Genomic DNA, 21,754 nt, shown 5'->3' on the forward strand with positions numbered 1-21,754 from the left:
CGGAGCGGTACTACTGGGTGGTGGTGTCGGTGACCACAAGGAACTGGTCGCCGCCGAGGTCCATGACGACCCGGGCGTCTGGGGCTGGACCAGGGTGCCGGTGGCGCGCAGCAGTTCGCCGGGCTGGATGCCGGTCAGCAGTTCGTGCGTGATCCGGGGCCCCTCTGGTCCAGCCCACGACCGTGTCGTGGGCGTCCGGGGCGACCCTTGGCCGAAGTCATAGGGGCACCCGCGGTCAGGAGGGTGACCGTACTGCCGACGACATCGACATGTACCTGCCCCTAAAAACAGGTATCCGATTAGGTACTCGAACAGGTGATTTGCGCCATGCCGAAGCGTGCTGCAGACGGCCATCCTGAGCTGCCACGGTGCGCTTGCCCCGCTCTCCCGTTTCCGCCTCGCCCACCCCACTGGGCTGTTGTGGAGTGCCCCGAATGACTCTGAACCTCCAGCAGTTGATGATCTTCACGCAGGTCATCGAATCGGGCGGCTTCTCGGCGGCAGCCGAGCGGCTCTTCATGAGCCAGTCGACGGTCTCCAAACAGGTCCGGAAGCTGGAGACCTCCGTACGAGCCACTCTGGTCGACCGCTCCAGTCAAACGGCACGACCGACCCCCGCCGGCGAGGTCCTCCTCGCCCAGGCCCGGGAGATCCTCGCCATGGCCGACCAGGCCGTCAGTGCCGTCCAGGGCGCCTCACAGCCCCTGCTGTCACGCCTCGTGGTCGGCGCCACCCCATCCCTGGCGGCGTACATGATGCCGCCGCTGATCCTGCACATCCGGCAACGCCTTCCCGCCGCGAACTGCACCCTGGTGGTCGGCACCGCCGCCGAGCTCGCGGACCGTCTCGCCGAGGGATCGGTCGCCATCGCGGTGTGCGGCGGGGTCATGCCTGCCGGGCCGCACATCATGGAGGACCTCACCGCGGACGCCCTGGCCCTCGTCGGACCACCCGACCACCCCCTCGCCGGACGCACCGTGGAACCGGCCGAGCTGTCGTCCCAGACGTTCCTGATACGGGAACCCGGATCGGGAACGCGTCAGCACACCGACGAGATGATGCGCCACTGGGGCCTGACATCAGCCGCCCGGATCGAGATGTGGGGCGTCGACACGATCAAGCAGGCCGTCCAGGCCGGCCTGGGCATCTCCCTGCTCTCCCGCTGCGCGGTCTCCCAGGAGCTCCGCGAAGGCCGCCTGAGCCTCCTGGACATCCGGCCAGGTCCCCACCCCCAGCGGGTGGTCGTCGCCTACGGCCGCAGCCGCTCACTCTCCGCAGCGGAACACTTCATGCTCATGCTCCTGCGCTCGACCTTCGGCCCGCGACCACCTTTGCTGAGGCATCCATGATCTGTCCTGACTGCCAGCAGCCCGCGACCTCCGCTGCCATACCGGCGCGGAGCGTTGCACCCGCAGAAGTGCTGTGCACTGACGAACAGCACCTCGCAGAAGGACAACAGCCTCATATGCGGGACTGCTGGAACTCCGCTGTCCGCTGGTTCGTGACCTTGCCGGTGCAGACGACGGAGGGCCTGCCCGGTTCCCAGATCTTCGTCATCACGGCCTGCAGTGCTGATATCGCCGCGGCCGCGGCTCTCACAAGAGCGACGCTGCCCGACGCTCAGCGTCGCCGCCGCGGCGCCACCCTGCAAGAAGGCACTGCAGTTGTAGAAGCCTGGCACAGCATCGACGATCTCCTCCGCGCCGGATGGTGACGGCCTCCCCATGCATGCCGAAGGAAGCGAGCGTGGCCGACTGGTCCGGGATCCTGAAGTTCCGCCACAGGTCTTCCAGCAGGCGCCGCATGCCTGCCGCGCCCCGGGGCGGGCTACCGGCTTCGAGTGCATCGCGGGCGCACAGAAGGGGGCGTCCTTCGTCCAGGGCGAGGGCCTCCGGGATCATGCGCTCCTTGATGCCGAAGCAGTACAGGAGCATGCGGTCACTGGTGCCCAGGGTCCCGGCCGGCGGACGCAGGGACAGATCGCTCAAGCCGTTGCGGATCACGTAAGCGCGCACCTGGTCCAGCAGGTGCTGACGTTTGGCCTGGTCGGACGGACGCGGCATGCAGACTCTCTGGGATCGCATGGATAAATGGCCTGTAAGGGCTTTAAGTCCGATTTAATTTGATCTTTACCGTAACGGTCGTTATGTATCTATTCGTCTATGTAGCGGTTGCTACACCCAAGAATGCGATCGGACGCTGCCCGTTCCGGAAGGACCGATCACCATGACTGCCAAGGCCATCGGCTGCTCCTTCGGTGCCACCCGGCGTGGGCAGTACCTTTCGCGGCAGGCGCCCACTGCGCTGTTGGTGCGGCCGACCGTTGCGCGGTCACGTCGCCCGGCGCTTCTCCCGCCGCTGGAGTTTCCCGCTGTTCGTGCGGCCGTGCGTGAGGTCTCCTGTGTTCGTGCGGCCGTGCGTGAGGTCTCCTGGCCTGTGGAGCGCGATCAGGTGTCTCTGCGCCGGGCCCGGCATTCGGTGACCGAGCAGCTCCGGGGGTGGGGGCTGGACCGTCTGGCCGGCTCGGCCGAGCTACTGGCCAGTGAGCTGGTGACCAATGCGCTGCGATACACACGTGGCCGGGTGCGACTCAACCTTCGGATCCGCGGCTCCCGCCTCCACTGCGAGGTCGAGGACTCCAGCCATGACAGCCCCGCACGCCGCGAGGCCGGCGCCGATGCGGAGGGCGGCCGCGGCCTGGAACTCCTCGAGGCTCTCACCGAAGACTGGGTAGGCGCGGAAACCGCCACCGGCAAGACCGTGTGGTTCGAGCTGAAGTTTTCTCCCTTTGACGCAGAAGTTGCGTCCTGAGGAAGACGGCATACAGGAGAACTCCGCACAGGAAGAGGATGACGCCCGACCCGGATCACACACCCACCGCACACACTTTGGTGTACGGGCGGACGGCAGGCGCTTCCCTGAGGCGGCGCAGCGGTCTCCTCCGGGGGCGGCATCCTCTGTGTCCGCCCCGACAGTGCGCCGCCGACAATCGGTACTCCACGAAATGGCTCCTGGTCTGGCCCTTTGATGACGCGTGCGTCTCGGCCGAGGGGATGCGGTGCCCCCCGGGACAGGACCGGTGCGTCTCGAGCCGACAGCGGGCCGATGTAGCCGTACCGGAAAGGCTTCCGTATCGACTGTTCCGTTGTGTGGCGTCACCTCCGAAGTGCCATCTGGAGACGAACGGTTCGGCGCCGCCGGCCATCAGCCCAAGCCGTCACGCCGATCGGATCGCAGCGCCCGAACTGCGGTTGGCGGTGGTCACACGTTGCTTGCAGCAGAAGATGCTCGCCGGCGACAGCGCGTTCCCGTCAGTCTGAAGTCGCATGCCCGGGACTCTCGTGCGGCACCCCGCCGCCACAGGTCGGGGGTGGGTGGGCAATTCCCGCGAATGACCCGCACGGGCGCTGCGGGCATGAGTGATCCCGTGGCACGGACACGTCGTCCCGGCGCCCACGACCCGCGCCGCAGCCCTGCTGAAGCTCGCCGTTAGTCATGGGGCGTGCTGGATCATGGCGGCCAGCTTCTCCGGACCGCCGAGGGTCTGGCTGATTCCAGTGCGGCATGGCACGGGCCACGCCCTTGACGTATATCCGAAACGCGGGGTGTTATTCAGGCCGCTTGTTCGAGTTCGTTTGCTGCTACCGGAATTTGAGCGGTCTTCGTTGGGCGGTCAGCCCCTTCCCAGCGGTCATCCCCCTCATCGCGGCCAAGGCGGGCGCAGGACATTCCCGCGATCGAACTCGATCGAACTCGATGGATCGAGTCCCCCTGCTTTCCCGGCAGTGGGAGCTGCCACAACAGGTGAGCGGCGCTGCGGGCTCCGCTCGGCCGTTGAGGGTGCATCAGCTGCCCGCACACGGTGCCGGCTCTGCGTGCCGTGTCGCGTACCGGAAACGCGAATTGCCCTGAACCCGAAGGAGATTCCCGTGCGGCACCGTTCGCCTCAAGCCCACCGGCGCCCCACCCACATGAAGAGAGGCAACTGATGAGGCACCGTCCCTCTACCCAAGGCCGAATTGGCGCCGCCAGATCCGCGCTCGCCCTGGCGACGGCCTGCGTCCTCGCAACCGTCGGCGTCCAAATAGCCTCCCCCGCGCCCGCGGCCGCCCTCGACAACGGGCTGGGCCTGACCCCGCAGATGGGCTGGAACAGCTGGAATGCCTATCGCTGCAACATCGACGAGGACAAGATCAAGTCCGCCGCCGACCACCTGGAGGACAGCGGCCTGAAGGACGCCGGCTACAAGTACGTCAACATCGACGACTGCTGGCAGCGCCCCACCAGAGACGCAGACGGGCGGCTCGTCGCCGACCCGGTGCGGTTCTCTCACGGCATCAAGGCCCTCGCCGACTACATACACGGCAAGGGCCTCAAGCTCGGCATCTACACCACGCCCGGCAGCCGAAGCTGCGCCAACATCTGGGACGGCGAAACCAGAGACCCTGAAGACCCTGGGCAACCTCGACGTCATCGCGATTGACCAGGACCCGAAAGGCAGTCAGGGTACTGTTGTCTCCGACTCCGGCGGGCTGATGGTCATGGCCAAGCCGCTCCAGGGCGGCAACGTGGCCGTCACGCTCACCAACACCACCACGGCCCAGGCGACGATCAGTACCATCGCGGCCGACGTGAAGATCGGTTGAGCCCAAGCTGGGCCAGGTGCCGGCTGACGGTGCGACGGCTGATCGAGGTACCCGGGCTGGTCAGCTCGAACGCGATCCTGGCTGCGGGCCGCTTTCGGGTGCGGCGCGGCTCCTCGATCCGTGCGATCACGTCGGCCCGAGTCGCCGTCGGGTGACGATGCGGGGGCGAGGATCGGTCGTGCAGGCCCAGGACGCCGTAGCGGCGACAGCGGTTCACCCACTTCGACGCACAGGCCCGGGAGACGCCATCTCGGTGGCGACATGCGCGATCGGGCGGTTCTCGCAGCGTTCCACGAGACATGGGCGCCCCTCAAGGGAGAGAGGCGCGTTGCGGTGGTGCATGAAAGATCTCTTTGATCAGACCGGATGCCGATCGGTCAGCGAGATGAGCGGCCTGTTGACGCAAATGAGTCCTCCCGAGGCCATCGCCGGGAGGACTCATTCCGCTGCTTAGCGCGCGGCGCTCCGCTGGACGCTTACCTCCGGTCGCGTGGCGGAGGCGGCTGCAACGGCCGTAGCCAGTGGGTCGTGGGCCGGGTGGCCAAGAAGGTCCGTGAGGTCGGGGGTGGTGCCATCCAGGAAGCTGTGGCGGACGCCAGTGGCGATAGAGGCGAGCATGGGCGGCTGGAACGGCAGGAGCCCCGGTGTCTCGTCGAGGAGTCTGCGCCGGTACTCGTCCAGGCCGATGACACGGTGCGGGACCCCTAGGCGGTCGGCCACCTGACCCGCCGTGATCGGCGTGCCGACGAGATCGTAGACGCGCCCGCTGTGTCCTGCCGGATTCGCCGCAACCATCGCCGCGGCATCAGCGAGATCCTCCCGCGCGACCGCCGCCAGGGCGCCCTCCCCGAACGCGGACTCCACACCATCGTCGGTCCACATCAGCAGGCCACCGAAGAGTTCGGCGTACAGGCCGTTGCGCAGGATCGTCCACGGCAATCCGCTGGCCCGCACGAGGCGTTCGGTGACACGATGCGCGAGCGCGAAACCGAGATGGTCGCCGGCAGTGGTCAGGCTGGTGTAGACGACATGGCCAACGCCGTCGCGGACGGCGGCGTCCAGGACCGCCGCGTGCCGGGCGACGACCTGGTCGTCCTCGGCATAACCGGCCGAGATCAGCACCAGGGTCGACACTCCGGTGAGATCGAGCCCCGCATGGTCGTCGAAGTCGAGACGCCGCATCCCCTCGCCCGGCGCGCGGCTGCCGCCCGTCGCTGCGATGCCGCGGGCGCGTAGCGCAGCGAGGGTGGCTGTGCCGAGGTTTCCGTTTGCTCCGGTCACCAAGATCATGTCAGTCGCAGTCTTCCGTCGTGGTTCTCATCGGTAACTACGCTTGATCCTTGATCGCATGCTCACCGGCCACAAGAAGGCAGTTTGATGTCACTCACGCACACCGGGGTAACCGCCCCTGCCGACCTCGACCCCTGCGGAAGCGAGAACCACCCCGACTGCGGCATTCGCGATGTCTTGGACCGCATCGGCGACAAGTGGTCGGTGCTCGTGATCGTTGAGCTCGCGAGCGGGCCGCGTCGGTTCCGCGAACTCCAGCGCGCTGTCGACGGCATCTCCCAGCGCATGCTCACTCTCACCGTGCGCAGGCTCGAACGCGACGGCCTCGTGCTGCGCACCGTGTACCCGACCGTCCCGGCCCAGGTCGACTACCGACTGACCGACACCGGGGCCGGCCTGACCCACCTGGTCAAGGCACTTGCCGACTGGTCGCTTGCCCACCGTGCCGTCATCGCCGAGGCACGGCACGCATACGACCAGTCCCACCCCGACCATGACATCCGCTGACGAGAACTGCTGTCACCGCATAACAGCCGTCTGGCGCGGACGCGCTGTCAACAACGTCATGACCCGCAACAGCTAGCGACACCCTCCGCCACCGCCGAATGCGAGACAGGTCCGTTCACCGGACAGACCCCAGCCACGAGCCGGGCGGGCTTGCGTGGCTTCGGCTCCCGGCGGCGCGCTGCCCGTGTTCCGGTCGGGGGCGACCGGGTGGTCGGCGGCGGGCCTCCGTCGGTGTTTCGACGTAGATCGGCGTTCCTTTACCCGAACAGGCCGTGGCCGGAGCCCGCACAGCCCCTGGCCGGCCGTTACGGGCCGGACGCGGGGATGGCTTGGGCCCCGGACCGGTTGGCTGGGCCCGGTCCGGGGCGGTGAGTCAGGAGTCGGTCTGGTAGTTCCCGTACTGGGCAGTGGACGTGGTGAGGGCTCGTACGGCGTGCGCCGTCCGGACGATCCTTCCCGACGGGTCGGTCTGCACGAGCATGCCCTCCGGCCCCAGGACGACTACGTCCTTGAGCTTGGCCGTGATCTGTGACGACGTCGACTGCACGCCGGCAACGACGAGGTTCTCGAAGTCGGCGTCCCTGACGCTGTCAAGAGCCGGGTTGTCGGAGGCGTCGATCACCACACGGACCGGCAGACCGGTGCGATCGGCGTAGGTGGTCACCTTGTCGGTGATCCTTGCCTTGATGCCGCTCTTGATGCCGTCCGCGGTTGTCTCGCCCGTCAAACGGACGGCGTCTCCGACGAAGGTTCCGTCGGCGGCTGTGTAGTCCGGCTGCTGCGTGCCGACCGGCTCACCCGGCTTGAAATCGCTGATCCCTGCCTCGAACATCCGCTTGGCTGCGATCGCTTCGCGCACGTTGTTGAGGTTGGCCGTCGGCAGGTAAGTGATCTCCATTTCCTGCCTGTTGGGCGCCGAGAACTCCTTCAGAAGGTTGCCGAACCTCACCATGGCATCGGCCGCGGGTTTTGTGGGATCTGCCAGGGAGTTCGCGAGCTCACCGACCAGTCTTGTGTACGTGTCGGCGGCCCCGGGGACTTTGCCGATCTTGCCATTGGCGGCAAGCAGCTTCTTGATGTTTTTGTTGTTCTTGCCGAGCTGCCCGCTGTCCGATCCGACCTCGGTCATCACTTCGTCATGCCACGTGGTGTTCCAGATGTCCTTGTTGGCGTCGCTCATGACCAGCGAGTCACCGTCGAACGATGCGATCTCGGAGTCCGTGGGCACCAAGCCCTCGGCGGAGGCATCCACCGCTGCTTGTGCGGCAATCTCCTCCAGTTCCGACTCGTACTTGATCTTGTCAATTACGGCGGCGATCCGGGCCAGATCTCGCGCGTCCTTGTCCGCCTCGTTCTTGACGCTTTGGTCCGTGGAGTCCCTGGACCTGGCGGCTTGGTCCTGGGCCGCCTTCTGCACCTCAGCCTCCAGCGCTGTCGAGGCTGACTTGATGGCCTCCAGCTCTGTGGCCTTCTGGTCCAGAGCTGCTGCTTCCTCGGCCAGCTGATCCGGAGTCCCCGTGGTGGCGGCAACATCCTCGGCCGACTGTTGGATCGCCCTGCCATCCTGATCGACGTGGCTTTCGACGGCGTCCAACACACTTAGTACGTCTTGCAGACTTGTCGAATCCTCCGCGGCTTCTCCCGCGCTGACTGCGCCGCCCGACCCGCCTGAGATGCCTTCGCTCGCCCCGGCCTCGCCTACGGATATTCCCTCAACACGTGGGACGATACCGCTCGGGAGCACGTCCGGTTCGAGGAGTCCGGCCCTGGGGGCACCGCCGGGCTCCAGCGGACCTCCGAAAAGGAACCCCAGTACGATCTCGAGAATGGTCTTCCCGGGGTGGTCGCGCCGATACAGGTCTGTGAGGTCGACCGCCCTTTGGCCGCAGTCGTCCAGCGTTTCTCCCGGCTGCATCGGAAATCCCTGCGGACAGTAGGCGACGGCACGAGCGGCAGGCGCCTCGATGATGACTGCGGGGATGGCGAACGAGCACAGGAGAGCAACGTTCACAACCTGTTTGGCCACTCTTCTTCTCATGAAATCTCCCGTCAGAGGACACGATTCGGTCTGAGACGCTTGCAGATTTGGCCAGTTACGCCTGGCCAGCGCCCATGAGGCAGCATCTGACGGACAGCCCGTTCGGGATAGCGTAAATGTGCGCGCCTTCGTACGGGTTCCAACTGATCCTTCAGAACGAGGTGCGGATTCGCCTCAAGCAGATGGTGCTGCAGGCGAGTTGGAGCGAGCCGAGGTGGAGGTCCCTCGTATCTCGTAGCGGGGTCGTAGGCAGGTCGGTAGACGTGCTCAATGGTCGGCTTGCCGGAGCCGAGGTCTCGTCTCCGGCGCACGACTTGGAGAGCCTGGCGGGCGTCTGGGTAGCCCAGGTGAGCGAACGCGGCGGTCTTCAGCCGGCGGATCTGGTCGCGACGGTGGGCCCGACGCACAGCGGTGCCTTGACCAGCGCTGTCTCCGGGCCCTACGGTCTGGGCGAAACACACCGCAGCGTGCGCGTTCGGGCGGTCGCCGCCCACAGCGACGCCGCCTCCTGCAGTCGCCATCCCGTGCTCCACCAGCGGCGGATTCGCCGCGAGAGAGCCATGTACGTCGAGGCAGGGCGGCACCACTGATCATAGGGAGAGCCGTGCCGAGAGCGGATGCTCGGGACTCGGACGCCGAACTGACCCGCCGGATACGCAGCAGCCAGGGCCCGCTGCCGTCGGACGTCGACGAGATGGCTCGTCGACATCGTGCCTGCGTGCTGGCCTACGCGCGCCTGTGCTGTGCAAACGGTCAGGCGGAGCAGGATCTCGCCGACGAGGCGTTCGCCCGGACCGTGGAGGCTGTCCGGGCCGGAAGCGGCCCGACGGAGGCCTGGCGCCCCTATCTGGCGACGGCGGTGCGCCGGGTGGCCGCCCACTGGGCTGCCAACGGTCGCTCCGCGGACCTGACCGATGGATACCTGGCCTGGCTCCACGGACTGCCTCAGGAGGAGGGCCCGGAGTCCGCGGCACGGGCCGCCGAGCAGGCTTCCGTGATGCTGTGTGCCTTCCGGTCCCTGCCGGAGCACCGGCAAACGACCCAGTGGGACACTGTGGTGGACACCGGAGCACCGCCCGGCCCCTCGCAGGAGCCCGCGTCCGCCGCGGACCCGAAGACGCATGCCGCCATGGCCCCGCACCCTCATCTGGACCTGTACGAAGCCTACCTGCGCGCATACGTGGACCGGGCGCCCAGCCGGGCCTGCCGCCATCTCGCCGCTGTCATCGACGCCACCGTGCGCGACGGCGCCTTCCGTTCGAGCGACCTGGAACACCACTTGGCGCACTGTGCCGACTGCTCCAGCGCCCGTGCCGAGCTCGTCGCCCTCCATACCGGAGACGATGCCGCGATATCCAGCGCACTCCTGTGGCCAGGCTGCTGCGGCCCGGCACCCGTTGGTGGCCCGGCCGGCAGAAGCGGAACCGGGACGGCACCGGGGTTGCCACAGGACGAGGCGGGGCGCGCCACTCCGGTCGGGAAATACGCGCACGGGCGGCCAAGGCGTCTGCTGTGGGCCTCATACGGGGCAGCCCTCGCGGCCGCCTTGGCAGTGGCCGGTGCGGTGGTCGCCACTTTCCAAGGGGACGGGGCGAACGACGGTGCACGGCGTTCTACGACGGCGGTCGCGGCCCGCACGACCACGGCCGGCACACCCTCGAAGGCCGCGTCCACTACGGCCACACCAACCGGAGCGCCCACCAGCGCGTCGACGCATTCGCGCCCTCCCCGCCGACACCCCAGCCCCACAAAGGTGGCGAAGGCCGCGACCGCTGCCCCCACGAACAAAGGCCTGACCGGCTTTCAGCTGGTGAACACCAGGAGCCGACTCTGCGTCGGCATCCAAAACGCCTCGACTGCCGACCACGCGTCGATTCAGCTCCAGGACTGCGCCGACGACGCCTCCCTGCGCTGGACGCGTAACTCTGCCGACGGTGACACCTATCAACTGCGCAACGTGGGCTCAGGGCTGTGCCTCGACGGCACCGATGGCGGCGGGAACGTCGTGAGAGTGGTCCAGTCAAAGTGCCGCTCCGCCAGTGACCGTGCGGCTCAACTGTGGCGGTTCACGCCCGATACAACCTCTTCCACCTTCCGTCTGCTGTTTGTCCCGCAAGTACCATCGAGCGACTACGCATCACATCTGCTCGGCCCCGAAAACTGGCCGGACGACGACCTGCCCCACAACGGATCGTTCCTCGCCCAGCTGCCGAACTACTACAACTCGACCAGCTTCGTCTTCGCCATGCGCTCTGGCGGATAACATCATGTCCTGTATGTACCCGAAGTGGCTCACTGCCTGTCCTACTACCTGTCAGGCCGTACCGACACCGTCGGGCCGGGTGCAGCGAGCGTACCGGGCACATGCCCACGGAAGCGCTGGCCGTCGCAGACCATCGCTGTCTCAAGGCCCGCGTCAGGACGTGCGGATGGCTCCGGCACTGCGTAGGCGGTACCGGGGCTGCGATCTGCGTCGAGGCGGGGGCTGGCCGAGGCAGACCAGCTACGGGAGTCTGTCGGATCGCGCCGGTGTTCACCTTGTTGACCTTCGGGGCGGGAGCGGTGGAGGAGGCGCCGTGCGGGTCCCTGACCGGTCGGTGTACGTGCGCGAGGCGGCCGTGGTGAAGGTGACGGAGGGCCGGAGCGCACCAGGTTCTGCCCGGTCGGACACCAGTGCCGGAACGCCAAGCCTCCGCGAGCGGATCCAGCCCGCTCGCGACGACCACAGCCTTTCCCCGAGCAGACCGGAAGGCTTCCTCATGACCGGCCTGCGGTGGTGGGTGCACCGGATGGGACAGCAGCGGGTGGTGAGCGTGCTGGTGGCTATTCCGTTCCGGGATACGTCGGCTCGGGGCCGGGCTGGGAGAGGGAAGCTCGTGCCATGTCCTGCCCATCGCTTCCCCCGCGACTCCCCTGCGGCCACCGGGCCGGCCTTTGGTGGCCGCGTGCCCGCCGACCGCGGCCTGGCAATTCGCCCGCCTGTCCAAGGCCCCGCACTACGGGCGGACCACCGTGGCCGAGCGCGAAGACGACCTGACCGATCGGGCGCGCCCGAGCTCGATCCGTTGCGGACGCACCGGCGGCGCCCGACGAAGTGACGATTCCTGTTCGGAATGCCGTCGGCGCGATTCGCCACCATCTCATTTAATTGTCCGGGTAATACCCGTCAGAACCGGGCAAGCTCTGTCCCTCCCGAGCATCGTGCTGTCCGCGTCCGGCGCGGCCGGGAGTGGGGACGACCGTACGACCAGAGGATCACCGACCATGGTCCGCACAGGAAAGCAAGGCAATTGGCTGGAACACGCACAAGCCGCGGGAATCTCCCCGCAGATTCCACGCGGTTCTTCGGGCGGCACCACGACATCGCGCTCGGTCGAAAACTGCTCTCACAGGCACGGCTACTGACCATGACCGGTCCGGGGGGAATCGGCAAAACCCGGCTTGCCCTACGGCTCGCCGACCAAGTGGCACGTGCTTACTCATACGGAGCATGGCTGGTGGACCTTGCGGCGGTCGAAACCGAGGAGTCCATCGCCCACACCGTCGGGGAGGCTCTCGACCTGGACATCCGCCCGGGGGTTCCTGCGCTCGCAGCTCTGGTCGAGCATCTTCGAGGCAAGCGGATCCTGATCGTCCTCGACAACTGCGAGCATGTCGTCATGGCCTGCGGATTCCTGGCCAAGACACTACTGGCCGGCGCTCCGGGTCTGCAGATAATCGCTACCAGTCGGCAGGCTCTGCGAGTCGACGGCGAGTACCTGCTGACGGTATCGCCGCTGGCGGCACCGCATCCCGAAGCCGCGTCGCCCCCGGAGCACCCCTACAACGAATCCCTCGAACTGTTCATCGACCGCGGCGCCCGCGCCCTCGGCACGTTCACCCCCACGCCGGACGAGAAGCGGACCGCAGCCCTGATCTGCCACCGCTTGGAGGGCATACCGCTGGCGATCGAACTGGCCGCGGCACGCCTGCGAGTCCTCACCTGCGCCCAGATCCTCGAGCGCCTCGACGACCGATTCAAACTGCTCACCCGGGGCTATCAGGCCGCACCGGCACGGCAGCAGACATTGCGCGCCGCACTGGACTGGAGCTTCGAGCTGTGCGATGTCCAGGAGAGGCTGCTCTGGGGGAGGTTGTCGGTCTTCTGCGACGGCTTCGACCTGGAAGCCGTCGAAGCCGTGTGTTCCGGCGAAGGACTGCCACGCGAGCACATCCTCGACCTGGTCACATCCCTGGCCGAAAAGTCCGTTCTGGTCCGCGAAGAGCACGACGCGAACGTGCGGTACCGCATGCTGGAAACCCTGCGCCAGTACGGGCACCACCAGCTGTGCAAGAGCGCGGACTCGCTTCGCATGCAACGGCGTCATCGCGACTACTACGACCACCTGGTGTACCAAGCTGAAACAGAGTGGTTCAGTCGGCGGCAGAGCGAGTGGTTCGCCCATCTGTACCGCGAGCGTCGCAATGTCCGTGCGGCCATGAACTTCAGCCTCAGCCAGCCGGAGGGAACCGAGACCGCCCTGGCCATGGCCGCTTCGCTGTGGAGCTATCGGCTCGGTGCGGGCGGGCTGGGAGAAGAGCGTCACTGGCTCACGCGCAGCCTCGCCCTGCCCGTTCCACCGGGACCGGCCAGAATCAAGGCCCTGTGGGCCGACGGATGGCTCGCCCTGCTGTGCGGGGACACCGCCACCGCCACGGACCGCGTACATGAGTGCCATACCCGGGCGAAGGCGCTGGACGAGCCGCAGTGGACGGCTCACGCCGAGCAGCTGGCGGGCCTGGCCGCTCTCTTCCGGGACGATTTCACACACGCCATCACCCTGCTCGAGAAAGCCCTCGGCTGGTTCAAGGACCAGGGCATGCTGAGCGACACCTGGGCCACCCTGTTCCTGCTCAGCCTGGCCTGCTGCCTGTCGGACGATCCGCGGGGCATGGATCTGGCACAGGAATGCCTGGCTCTCTGCGAAACGCACGACGCTCAGTGGTCACGCGCTCACGCCTTGTGGATCCTCGGCCTTCACCACTGGCTACGAGGAGACGCCGCACAGGCCGTCCGCCTTGCACGCGAAAGCCTGCGCCTGCATCACCCGTCACACAACCGGCTCGCGGTCGCGCAATGCCTGGAGCTGATGGCGTGGGCCAGGACCCGCCAGGGCAACGCCGCGGAGGCAGCCGAGCTGCTCGGTACCGCGCAATGCGCCTGGGAACAGCTCGGAGCCTTGTTGCCCGGTGTGGGACACCTGCTCCACCACCGCACGGCCTGCGAACAGCAGCTGCGCGCGGAGTTGGGCGAAATCCTTTTCACCAAGAGGACACAGACCGGCGCGGGACTGAACCTCGAAGAGGCTGTCGCCCGAGCACTGGGGCAGGCCGACACACGTGACGTTCCTGCCCCTCGCGCTGGCACTCCAGGTCTCACCACGCGAGAGACGGAGGTTGCCCGTCTGCTGAGCCAAGGACTCACGGACAAGCAGATCGCCGCCCGGTTGGTCATCTCACCCCGTACCGCCCAGGGCCATGTTCAACGCATGCTGCGCAAGCTGGGCTTCACGACCCGTACCCAGGTCGCCGCTTGGTGGTTGATGCAGGCCGGTACAGAGTGAGTCGGTGCCCGGCCCGTCAGGGCTCGAGAGCAGCGGAGGCCGTGGCCACCGTCACTCCACGGCGGGGCGGACAAGCAGTCTTTAGGATGCCTAACTAAGGTGACCGAGGTACTCATCGCGCGGAGCTCCTCGTGGGACGTCTAGGCTGGAGAGAAACTGCCAGGACGTACCTCGGACAGCGGCCGCAGGTCAGCGGGACGACAGTCCGGGACCGCATTTTTCGTCTGCCCCGCAGTGGCCCCGCGCACGGCACACCGAGTCAATCTCGGCATCCCGCCGCGGCAGGCACGTGTACCGATGAAGACGTGGCCGACTGACGGGAATCGGTGGGATGGAGAGGCCGGCGGAAGCACCAAACGGCACGGACAGCACTCTGCCCGAGCGTTTGCTTCCGCGCGAGGAGGATCTGGCCGTCCTCGACGCGCTGTTCACACAATCGCCGATCGGTGTAGTTGTCTTCGACACCGGGCTCCGCGTCATTCGGGCCAATCCCGCACTCGAACGCATCCACGGAGTTCCCAATGCCCGGTTGCTGGGTCATCGACTCGGCGAGGTTCTGCCCGATCTCGACACCATCGCGATCGAGCGCCATCTCACCGAGGTCCTGGAGACGGGGCAATCCATCGCTGGTTCCGAGGTCCACGGGTACACCCCGGCCGATCCCGGCACCAAACACGTCTGGGTGACCTCGTCGTACGCGCCGACAACCATGTCGGTGACACCCAATGTTTGGCCGTCCGGACCGGTGAGCACGCAGCCTCGCCGACGGAGAGCCTGCGCTCGTGCCGGTGATCGACCCGGACGTCGGCTGGGCTCGCAACTGGGTCCGCAACTCCCCCGATCCCCGGGCCAAGGCGCTGCTGGCACACGAGACGCACTCGCTCATGGTGGTGCCCCTGCGAGCCCGCGACACCATCCTGGGCTTGGCACACCTGTACCGCACGGCGGCCCACCCCAGCGCTTTCGAGCACGACGACCTGGTACTGGTGCATGATCTGGTGGCACGGGCAGCCGTCTGCGTGGACAACGCCCGCCGCTACACCGGTGAGCGCGCCACAGCCGTCACCCTCCAACAGAGCATGCTCCCGCACAACGTGCCCCCGCAGAGTGCGGCTCATGTCGCGTACTGCTACCGGCCCGCCCGGACACACACCGGTGTGGGCGGCTGCTGGTTCGACGTGATTCCACTGTCAGGCGCCCGCGTAGCCCTTGCCATCGGCGACGTACCCGGTACGGGCGTCGAGGCAGCCGCCTGTACCGGGCAGATCTGTTCCGCCATCCGCACCCTGGCGCAACTGGACCTCGCCCCCGAGGAGGTCCTCGCCCGACTCGACGACATGGTGCCACGGCTCGTCGAGCGCGCCCGTACTTCAGGATCCGCTCCCATCATGGACAGGCTGGTGGGTACGACCTGTCTGTACGCTATCTACGATCCGATCTCGCGCCGCTGTGCCTTGGCAAGCGCCGGACACGCCCCGCCGGCCATCGCCGAACCAGCGCGTCAGGTGCGCTTCCCCAGGATCCCGCCCAACCAACCGCTCGGGCTGGGCGATGCCGTCTTCGAATCACTCGAGATCGAGCTCCCTGAAGGCAGCACTCTCCTCTTCCACACGCGAGACCTTCTCCACGACGGCGACAACGTCCGACCGCTGCAGGAACAACTCTGCGCCATCATCACCCAGGACGGTTTGCCCCTTGACACGCTCTGCCAGAGTCTCGCCGACGTGGCGGACCCACACCTGTCCCCGCAGGACGATCTGGCGTTGCTCCTGGCCCGCACCCGTAGCCTCCCGGCTGCTCAGGTCGCCACATGGGACGTCCCCGCCGATCCCGGCGCCGTCGCCGACACCCGTTCACTCGCCTCGCGCCAGCTGCAGCGGTGGGGGCTGGAAGAGCTGTCCTTCACCACCGAACTCATCGTCAGTGAGCTGGTCACCAACGCCGTCCGCTACGGAGGGCCGCCGATCCGACTCCGACTCATCCGTGACCGGATGCTGATCTGCGAAGTCAGCGACGCAAGCAGCACATCACCGCACATTCGCCGGGCCGCCATGACAGACGAAGGGGGACGCGGGCTCTTCCTCGTCGCCCAGTGCTCCGACCACTGGGGCACCCGGTACCACAGCAGCGGCAAGACCATCTGGGCGGAACAGGACCTCACCGGCTCCGAAGTCGCGGCAAGCGCCTAGACCAATTCCATCGCGATCGCGGCCTGCGCCGCGAAGCCCCGCAGCATCTCGGTCTCCCCCTCCAGGAAGACCGGCCGGCCTCACGCGCCAGCAACACCACGCCCCGGACGCCGCCCTCTCCCGTGCCGATGGGAACGGCCACATCAGGACCGAGCCCGTCGAAGCGTGGGGGTTCCGGGGAGATCCGGGCGTCGCGGGTGACGTCGTCGCTGACCACTGGCGCTGCAGCGGAATACGCCAGACCCATCAGGGTTCCGTGCAGGGGCAGCACCAGGCCACGGTGCTCCTCCGCGTCCATTCCGACCGCGATCTCGACAGCGAGCGATCCGCCGTGCTCCACGGGCACCGCGACCGCCGCCAGGGCCGAGCCCATGATCTCCCGGGCACGCTCGGCGATCAGGTCGAGGGCTTCGGAGCGTTCGCTGCCCGACATCAGGCTGTGCGTGATCTCCGCGTTCGCCCGCAGCCAGCGCTCACGCAACCGCGAGTCCTCGTACAGGCGGGCGTTGTCGATCGCCACACCGGCCGCCACGGCGAGCGTCGACAGTACCGATTCATCGTCCTCGTCGAATTCGGTGCCGCCCTTCTTCTCGGTCAGGTAGAGGTTGCCGAAGACCTCGTCCCGGACCCGGATCGGGACGCCGAGGAAGCCGTTCATCGGCGGGTGGTTCGGCGGGAATCCGTACGACGCCGGGTGCTCGGAGATCTTCGCGAGCCGGAGCGGCACCGGGTGACGGATCAGTTCGCCGAGAATGCCCTGGCCCTCCGGATACGGTCCGATCTCGGAGATCTGCCTCTCAGTAACGCCAACCGTGTGAAAGGCGGACAGCCGTGTACCGTCCGGTGCGATGGCACCGAGGGCGCCGTACTCGGCGTCGACCAGCGCGGCGGCCGCCTCCACGATGGCGTGCAGGGCCTGCTCCAGATCCAGTTCCCGGCCGACGGCCAGCACCGCCTCCAGCAGGCTGTGCACCCGCTCCTGAGTGCCCCGGGCTGCGTCGATCCGGGCCTGCAGCTCCTCCAGCAGCTCGTCGAGCTTCAGCTGCGGCAGTGATACGTGGGGCTCTTCTGAGCTTGCCACCACGCTCCTCCAGGTCCCTCGGCGCGGGGGGGGAACCATCGGGCTGTTGCGCTACCACCGTATCGGTCTCCGGTGGGAACCGGTGCGCAATCCCGACAGGCCGCTCCTCCGGCCCCCTGCCTCACACCCCCCCGCCGCGAGTCGTCGTTCGGGGGCCGAACGGCCCATCTCTGGGGACGGAGAGCACCTGCCCCGGCGGCCCTGTCCCGCTCGACGCTGGAGACATATGAGACCGCAGAGCCGAGGAGAGGCGTCATGGTCCGCTACGTCGACCGTCCGGCGCACCGGCGCATCGAACTCGATCGTGCCGAGGCGCTTCGGCTGCTCGGCAGCGTGGCCATGGGCAGGGTCGTCTTCACCCGGCAGGCCCTACCCACCGTCCGTCCGGTCAACCACGTCCTCGACGGCGGCGACATCGTCATCCGCACCCCCGAGGGGGCGGCCCTCACTTCCCAGTCCCAGCGGGGTGACGACACGGGCGTCGTCGTCGCCTACGAGGCGGACGCCATCGACCCCGAGACGCATCTCGGCTGGAGCGTGGTGGTCACGGGCTACGCCAGGCTGGTGACCGACCCCCTCGAACAGGTACGCATTTGCGCACTGCTCGAACCCTGGGCCGCCCAGCCGGGCACGGACCACGCGGTACGCATCCATCCCGACCTGATCACAGGAGTCCTCCTCACCGCGTCGGCAAAGGCGTGCGCTTGATGCTCTCGATCCGATTGTCGTGTCCTTCAACCGCTCCCGAGTTGTACGGGTGGTGAGACCAGCGGTGACGGCGTCGAGGTCCTGAAGAAGGAAGCCGGCAAAGCTGCGGATCGGCGCGGGAGCGTCTCGTTCAGCCTGCTTGATCCATTCCATGAACAGGTGACCTCCCTTCTCCGGGCCGGGCCGTCCCGTGCCCCCGACCGCCGTCGTCACCGGGCCGGTCGTCCCTGTTGCGAGCCGATCGGCCCCTCCCTCCGATACGACCGCCGTCGGACGATGAAGGGGCCGCGGACCTGCTCCTGGCAGGGAGTTCACCGGCGCCCGCCCTGATGACGGATCGGAGGGTGAGGCGAGATCTTCATGAACGAGACGCTGTCCCTCGGCCGGATCGCCGGCGTGAGAGTCGGCCTGCACTGGAGCGTCCTGGTCATCGTCGCCCTGGTGACGGTTGCGCTGGCGCGCGGCCGGTTTCCCGATGCCCACCCGGGCCACCCCGCCGTCGTGTACTGGGCACTCGCCCTGCTGGCCGCCGTCGTCTTCCTCGCCTCGCTGCTGGCGCACGAACTGGCGCATGCCGTGGTCGCTCGGCGCAGCGGCGTCCAGGTGGACGGCATCACCCTGTGGATGCTTGGCGGAGCCGCCCGCCTGCGCGACGAGGCCCCGACACCGGCGGCGGAGCTGCGCATCGCCGGCGTGGGCCCTCTCACGAGCCTTGTGGCCGGTGGCGTACTCGCAGGCGTCGCAGCAGGGCTGGACGCGCTCCACACGTCGGGGCTGGTGGTCGAGGCGTTCGCCTGGCTGGCCGCGATCAACGTTCTGCTGGCTGTCTTCAACGCGCTGCCCGCCGCGCCGCTGGACGGAGGACGGCTGCTCCGGGCGTACTTGTGGCACCGCACCGGCGACCGGCTGCGGGCCACCCGAGATGCCTCGGCGGCGGGCCGGGCGCTGGGCTGGCTCATGGTGGTGACCGGATTCGTGGCCGTGCTGTACGGGCATGACCTGTCCGGTCTGTGGGCGGCACTGCTCGGCTGGTTCCTCATGGCCGCGGCCACCGCCGAGGCCCGCCAGGCCGAGATGCGCAGCCTGCTGGTCGGTGTCCCGGTCAGCCGGGTCATGACTCCGGACCCGGTCACCGTGCCGGCCACAGCGCTCCTCGCAGACTTCCTGGCGGAGGGGCCCTTCGGCCGGTATCGCCACTCCGCGTTCCCGGTGCTTGCGGCCGACGGCTCGGTGACCGGCGTGATCACCCTTCGGCGTGTAGACGCAACCCCGTCCCTGGACCGTGCGCGCACGATGGTCCACGAGGTGATGCGGCCCCTGGGCGACATCGTCACGGCCGCCCCCGAGGACCCCGTGCTCGATGTGCTCCCCCGCCTGGAGGCGAGCCCCCTGCGCCGGGCGCTGATCGTCGACGAAGGCCGCCTCGTCGGCATCCTCACCATCGCCGACATCACCCGTGCTCTGGCCTGGCCCGCCACGTCCACCGTTCCCGGCTCCGCCGCACAGCGCCACGGCCGCTCCGGACAGCCGAGGGAGACGTCATGACAGACCACACGCCCGTCACCCCGGTGCCTCCGGGCCAAGTACAGGTGAGTCACTTGAAGGGCCAGGCCTTCGAAGTCACGGTACGCGGCCGCACCGTCGTCACCGATCAGCCGGTCGAGGCGGGTGGTGATGACCGTCGCCGACGCCGGTCGGACTGCTCGTCGTGCCGCGCGCCTCATGTGCCGCCTACTACGCGGGGCGCTTCCTGGAAGGCCACCACCTCGATCGCGAAAACCTCCGTGTGCTGGGGGACTTCACCATGGCCGACGACCGGCCCGCCCACGTTGCCTGCACAAGACTGCGGGTGCTGGTACCGCACGAGCTGAGCAGGGCCGGGCTCGAAGCGCTGCGTGCGGCGGTCGGCCATTGCACGGTGGACAACGCGCTGCACCAACTGCCCTCGATTCGGATCGAGTTCGGGTGACGCGTCTCCTCGGATCTTCATCGCCGGCACACCGGCGCTGGTCCGGCCGGCCCTGCGCCTGTTTCTGCGACACCGTCCCTGCCCACACCAGACCTTCGTCGAGTGGATCGACGGTACGAGCGATCCAGCTCCAGCCTGCTTCATGTCCCGATGCGTCGCTTCCCCACGCGACACGACCGCATATCCCGGATACGGCGGACCACGCGCCGGCCGACGTCACGGATCCGGCAATCGCGAAGGCCGGTCGATCGGGTTCCGACGCGGGAAGCCCGCCCTACGCCGTTCGGAGGTGTGTCTCCGGTCGCTGGGTGAGCCGATCCGTCACGTCGACGACGCCTTCGAGCAGACGGAGCACCGGGCCACCTGTCGGTCGGGCGACGTCAGGGAAGCCGGAACCCTCGCAGGGGAGTTCTGTTCCGGTGGCTTCATGCTGGGCTGGGTCGGCCGCGCTCAGGCACGACGGCCACCGGGCATGCGGCGTGATGCAGCACCCCGTGGGCGACCCGGCCGAGCTGGAGGCCGACATGGCCCTGGCGGCGCCGAGCACCGACAACCAGTAGGTCGGCCTCGCGGGAAGCAGCCAGCAGGGCGTCGCGGGTGCGGGCCTCGACCGCACGCCGTTGCACCTGCAGGTCGGCGGGCGCATCGCGCAGCGCCTCTTCGAGGACTTTCACGGCCTGCTGCCCGTACCGGTGAGCCGGTTCACCGACGATCAGCGGATGCCCCGTGGTCGCGTGCGCGGGCCGACGCCAGGCCCGTACGGCCTCCAGCGGAACGGCGCGCAGCAGGGCCTCTTCGGTGGCGAACCGCACAGCGGCCGATCCCGTCGGCTTCTCACCGACGCCCAGCACGACGCGACAACGTGCGCCCGAGCGCACCTGGTTGTCGTGGTTGCCACGCAGCACGATCACCGGGCAGCACGCACGACCCGCCACCATGACGCCGACGGAGCCCAGGAGCGCTTCGGCCACGCCGCTGCGGCCACGGCAGCCCATGACCACCGCGAGAGCTGTCTGGCTCTCGCGGACAAGCGCGTCCTCCGGCGCCTCGGGCAGAACATCCGTGGTCACCTTGACGCCCGGCTGCCGGTGGTGAGCCCGCCGCTCGGCGGTGTCGACGATGTCTCGCGCCATGACCTCCTCCGACGACCTGCCGAGGTCACGGGCGAGTGAGGCGCCCTCGTAGCGTTCCCACAGCGATGCGTGCACGAGCCTGAGCGCCGTGCCGCGCAGGGCGGCCTCGTCCGCCGCCCAGTCCACGGCTCGCAGGCTCGGCTCGGAACCATCGACGCCGACGACGATAGACCGGTCCATCCTGATCACCGTCCCGGGCACGGGTACGTTCCGCTCACTGCGCCCCTGCGAGACGTCGTGTTCGAGGGGCCACGCGCACAGGTCGGAGGATCGACGTCGACGGCCGTGGCAACGGGCGGCACTGTCTCGGCGAAGGCCCGTTCGAACGCTGGCTTCATGGGTTCTCCTCTGGAAAGTGCCGGTCAGACGTGCGCGACGACGGCGACGGGGGCGGTGATGTGGTGCAGAGCTGCGTGGGTGACATGGCCGATGTGAGCACCGAGGGAGCTGGTGCGGATGCGTCGGCCGACGACGGCCAGTGACGCGTCGCGCGAGGCGTTCACGAGGAACTGCGCGACCGGCCACCACGGCCCCGCGGGCGGCGGACGGCGGACCGGCGCAGACGAGTAGCCGTCGGCTCGCGCACATTC

15 protein-coding genes and 4 pseudogenes are annotated in these 21,754 nt (G+C 68.1%); 12 read left to right on the forward strand and 7 right to left on the reverse strand.

Annotation, left to right across the window (positions count from 1 at the left end):
* Together AB0H32_RS35670 and AB0H32_RS35675 are read left to right on the forward strand one after the other, a co-directional pair.
* Positions 1–223: hypothetical protein (locus AB0H32_RS35670; protein WP_361129663.1), on the forward strand; the 223-nt coding region annotated here is incomplete at its 5' end.
* 211 nt (positions 224–434) lie between these two features.
* Complete coding sequence (locus AB0H32_RS35675) at positions 435–1,349, forward strand: LysR family transcriptional regulator (RefSeq protein WP_361129666.1); 915 nt, start codon at positions 435–437, stop codon at positions 1,347–1,349.
* A gap of 246 nt (positions 1,350–1,595) precedes the next feature.
* On the opposite strand, the gene AB0H32_RS35680 is transcribed toward AB0H32_RS35675, so the two are convergent.
* Positions 1,596–2,063: a hypothetical protein gene (locus AB0H32_RS35680; protein WP_361129669.1), complete on the reverse strand. Its 468-nt coding sequence runs from the start codon at positions 2,061–2,063 to the stop codon at positions 1,596–1,598.
* Between the two features lie 163 nt (positions 2,064–2,226).
* On the opposite strand from AB0H32_RS35680, the gene AB0H32_RS35685 reads away from it, so the two are divergent.
* Together AB0H32_RS35685 and AB0H32_RS35690 are read left to right on the forward strand one after the other, a co-directional pair.
* Entirely contained in the window at positions 2,227–2,811 is a 585-nt protein-coding gene (locus AB0H32_RS35685) for an ATP-binding protein (RefSeq protein ID WP_361129672.1), read from the forward strand.
* Positions 2,812–3,988: 1,177 nt separating this feature from the next.
* Complete coding sequence (locus AB0H32_RS35690; RefSeq protein ID WP_361129675.1) at positions 3,989–4,483, forward strand: glycoside hydrolase family 27 protein; 495 nt, start codon at positions 3,989–3,991, stop codon at positions 4,481–4,483.
* A 155-nt stretch (positions 4,484–4,638) separates the two neighbouring features.
* On the opposite strand, the pseudogene AB0H32_RS35695 reads toward AB0H32_RS35690, so the two are convergent.
* Together AB0H32_RS35695 and AB0H32_RS35700 are read right to left on the reverse strand one after the other, a co-directional pair.
* Positions 4,639–4,988 (reverse strand): annotated as a pseudogene (locus tag AB0H32_RS35695) (leucine zipper domain-containing protein); the annotation flags it as partial.
* 108 nt (positions 4,989–5,096) lie between these two features.
* Positions 5,097–5,936, reverse strand: coding sequence for an NmrA family NAD(P)-binding protein (locus AB0H32_RS35700; RefSeq protein ID WP_361129678.1), 840 nt, complete (start codon positions 5,934–5,936; stop codon positions 5,097–5,099).
* Positions 5,937–6,023: 87 nt separating this feature from the next.
* Between AB0H32_RS35700 and AB0H32_RS35705 the strand changes: the two genes are divergently transcribed.
* Positions 6,024–6,443: a helix-turn-helix domain-containing protein gene (locus AB0H32_RS35705; protein WP_361129681.1), complete on the forward strand. Its 420-nt coding sequence runs from the start codon at positions 6,024–6,026 to the stop codon at positions 6,441–6,443.
* Between the two features lie 373 nt (positions 6,444–6,816).
* Here the strand turns inward: AB0H32_RS35705 and AB0H32_RS35710 are convergent, their stop codons facing one another.
* The gene (locus AB0H32_RS35710; RefSeq protein ID WP_361129684.1) at positions 6,817–8,481 is read right to left on the reverse strand and encodes a hypothetical protein; all 1,665 of its coding nucleotides are present in this window, start codon (positions 8,479–8,481) and stop codon (positions 6,817–6,819) included.
* A gap of 604 nt (positions 8,482–9,085) precedes the next feature.
* Between AB0H32_RS35710 and AB0H32_RS35715 the strand changes: the two genes are divergently transcribed.
* The 4 genes and pseudogenes from AB0H32_RS35715 (at position 9,086) to AB0H32_RS35730 (ending at position 16,273) form a co-directional block, all read left to right on the forward strand.
* A complete protein-coding gene (locus tag AB0H32_RS35715; protein WP_361129687.1) occupies positions 9,086–10,744 on the forward strand; it encodes an RICIN domain-containing protein in 1,659 nt (552 codons plus the stop codon).
* Between the two features lie 850 nt (positions 10,745–11,594).
* A complete protein-coding gene (locus AB0H32_RS35720; RefSeq protein ID WP_361129690.1) occupies positions 11,595–14,084 on the forward strand; it encodes a LuxR C-terminal-related transcriptional regulator in 2,490 nt (829 codons plus the stop codon).
* 331 nt (positions 14,085–14,415) lie between these two features.
* Positions 14,416–14,727, forward strand: a pseudogene (locus tag AB0H32_RS35725) (PAS domain-containing protein); the annotation flags it as partial.
* Positions 14,728–14,866: 139 nt separating this feature from the next.
* On the forward strand, positions 14,867–16,273 hold the full coding sequence (locus tag AB0H32_RS35730) for an ATP-binding SpoIIE family protein phosphatase (RefSeq protein ID WP_361129693.1): 1,407 nt from the start codon (positions 14,867–14,869) through the stop codon (positions 16,271–16,273).
* A gap of 2 nt (positions 16,274–16,275) precedes the next feature.
* Here the strand turns inward: AB0H32_RS35730 and AB0H32_RS35735 are convergent.
* Positions 16,276–17,393: pseudogene (locus tag AB0H32_RS35735) on the reverse strand (GAF domain-containing protein); the annotation flags it as partial.
* Between the two features lie 216 nt (positions 17,394–17,609).
* Between AB0H32_RS35735 and AB0H32_RS35740 the strand changes: the two are divergent.
* From AB0H32_RS35740 to AB0H32_RS35750, 3 genes are all read left to right on the forward strand, one after another.
* Positions 17,610–18,062 carry a pyridoxamine 5'-phosphate oxidase family protein gene (locus tag AB0H32_RS35740; RefSeq protein ID WP_361129696.1) on the forward strand — a complete coding sequence of 151 codons (453 nt, stop codon included), beginning with the start codon at positions 17,610–17,612 and terminating at the stop codon, positions 18,060–18,062.
* A 360-nt stretch (positions 18,063–18,422) separates the two neighbouring features.
* The gene (locus AB0H32_RS35745) at positions 18,423–19,607 is read left to right on the forward strand and encodes a site-2 protease family protein (protein ID WP_361129699.1); all 1,185 of its coding nucleotides are present in this window, start codon (positions 18,423–18,425) and stop codon (positions 19,605–19,607) included.
* 163 nt (positions 19,608–19,770) lie between these two features.
* Positions 19,771–20,031 (forward strand): hypothetical protein, encoded by a 261-nt coding sequence (locus AB0H32_RS35750; protein WP_361129702.1) that lies wholly within the window; start codon positions 19,771–19,773, stop codon positions 20,029–20,031.
* Positions 20,032–20,456: 425 nt separating this feature from the next.
* Here AB0H32_RS35750 and AB0H32_RS35755 read toward each other — a convergent pair whose 3' ends face one another.
* Entirely contained in the window at positions 20,457–21,344 is an 888-nt protein-coding gene (locus tag AB0H32_RS35755; RefSeq protein WP_361129705.1) for a universal stress protein, read from the reverse strand.
* A gap of 182 nt (positions 21,345–21,526) precedes the next feature.
* Positions 21,527–21,754, reverse strand: a pseudogene (locus AB0H32_RS35760) (hypothetical protein); the annotation flags it as partial.

The sequence above is a fragment of the Streptomyces sp. NPDC020362 genome, assembly GCF_040642095.1.
Classification (GTDB): Bacteria; Actinomycetota; Actinomycetes; order Streptomycetales; family Streptomycetaceae; genus Streptomyces.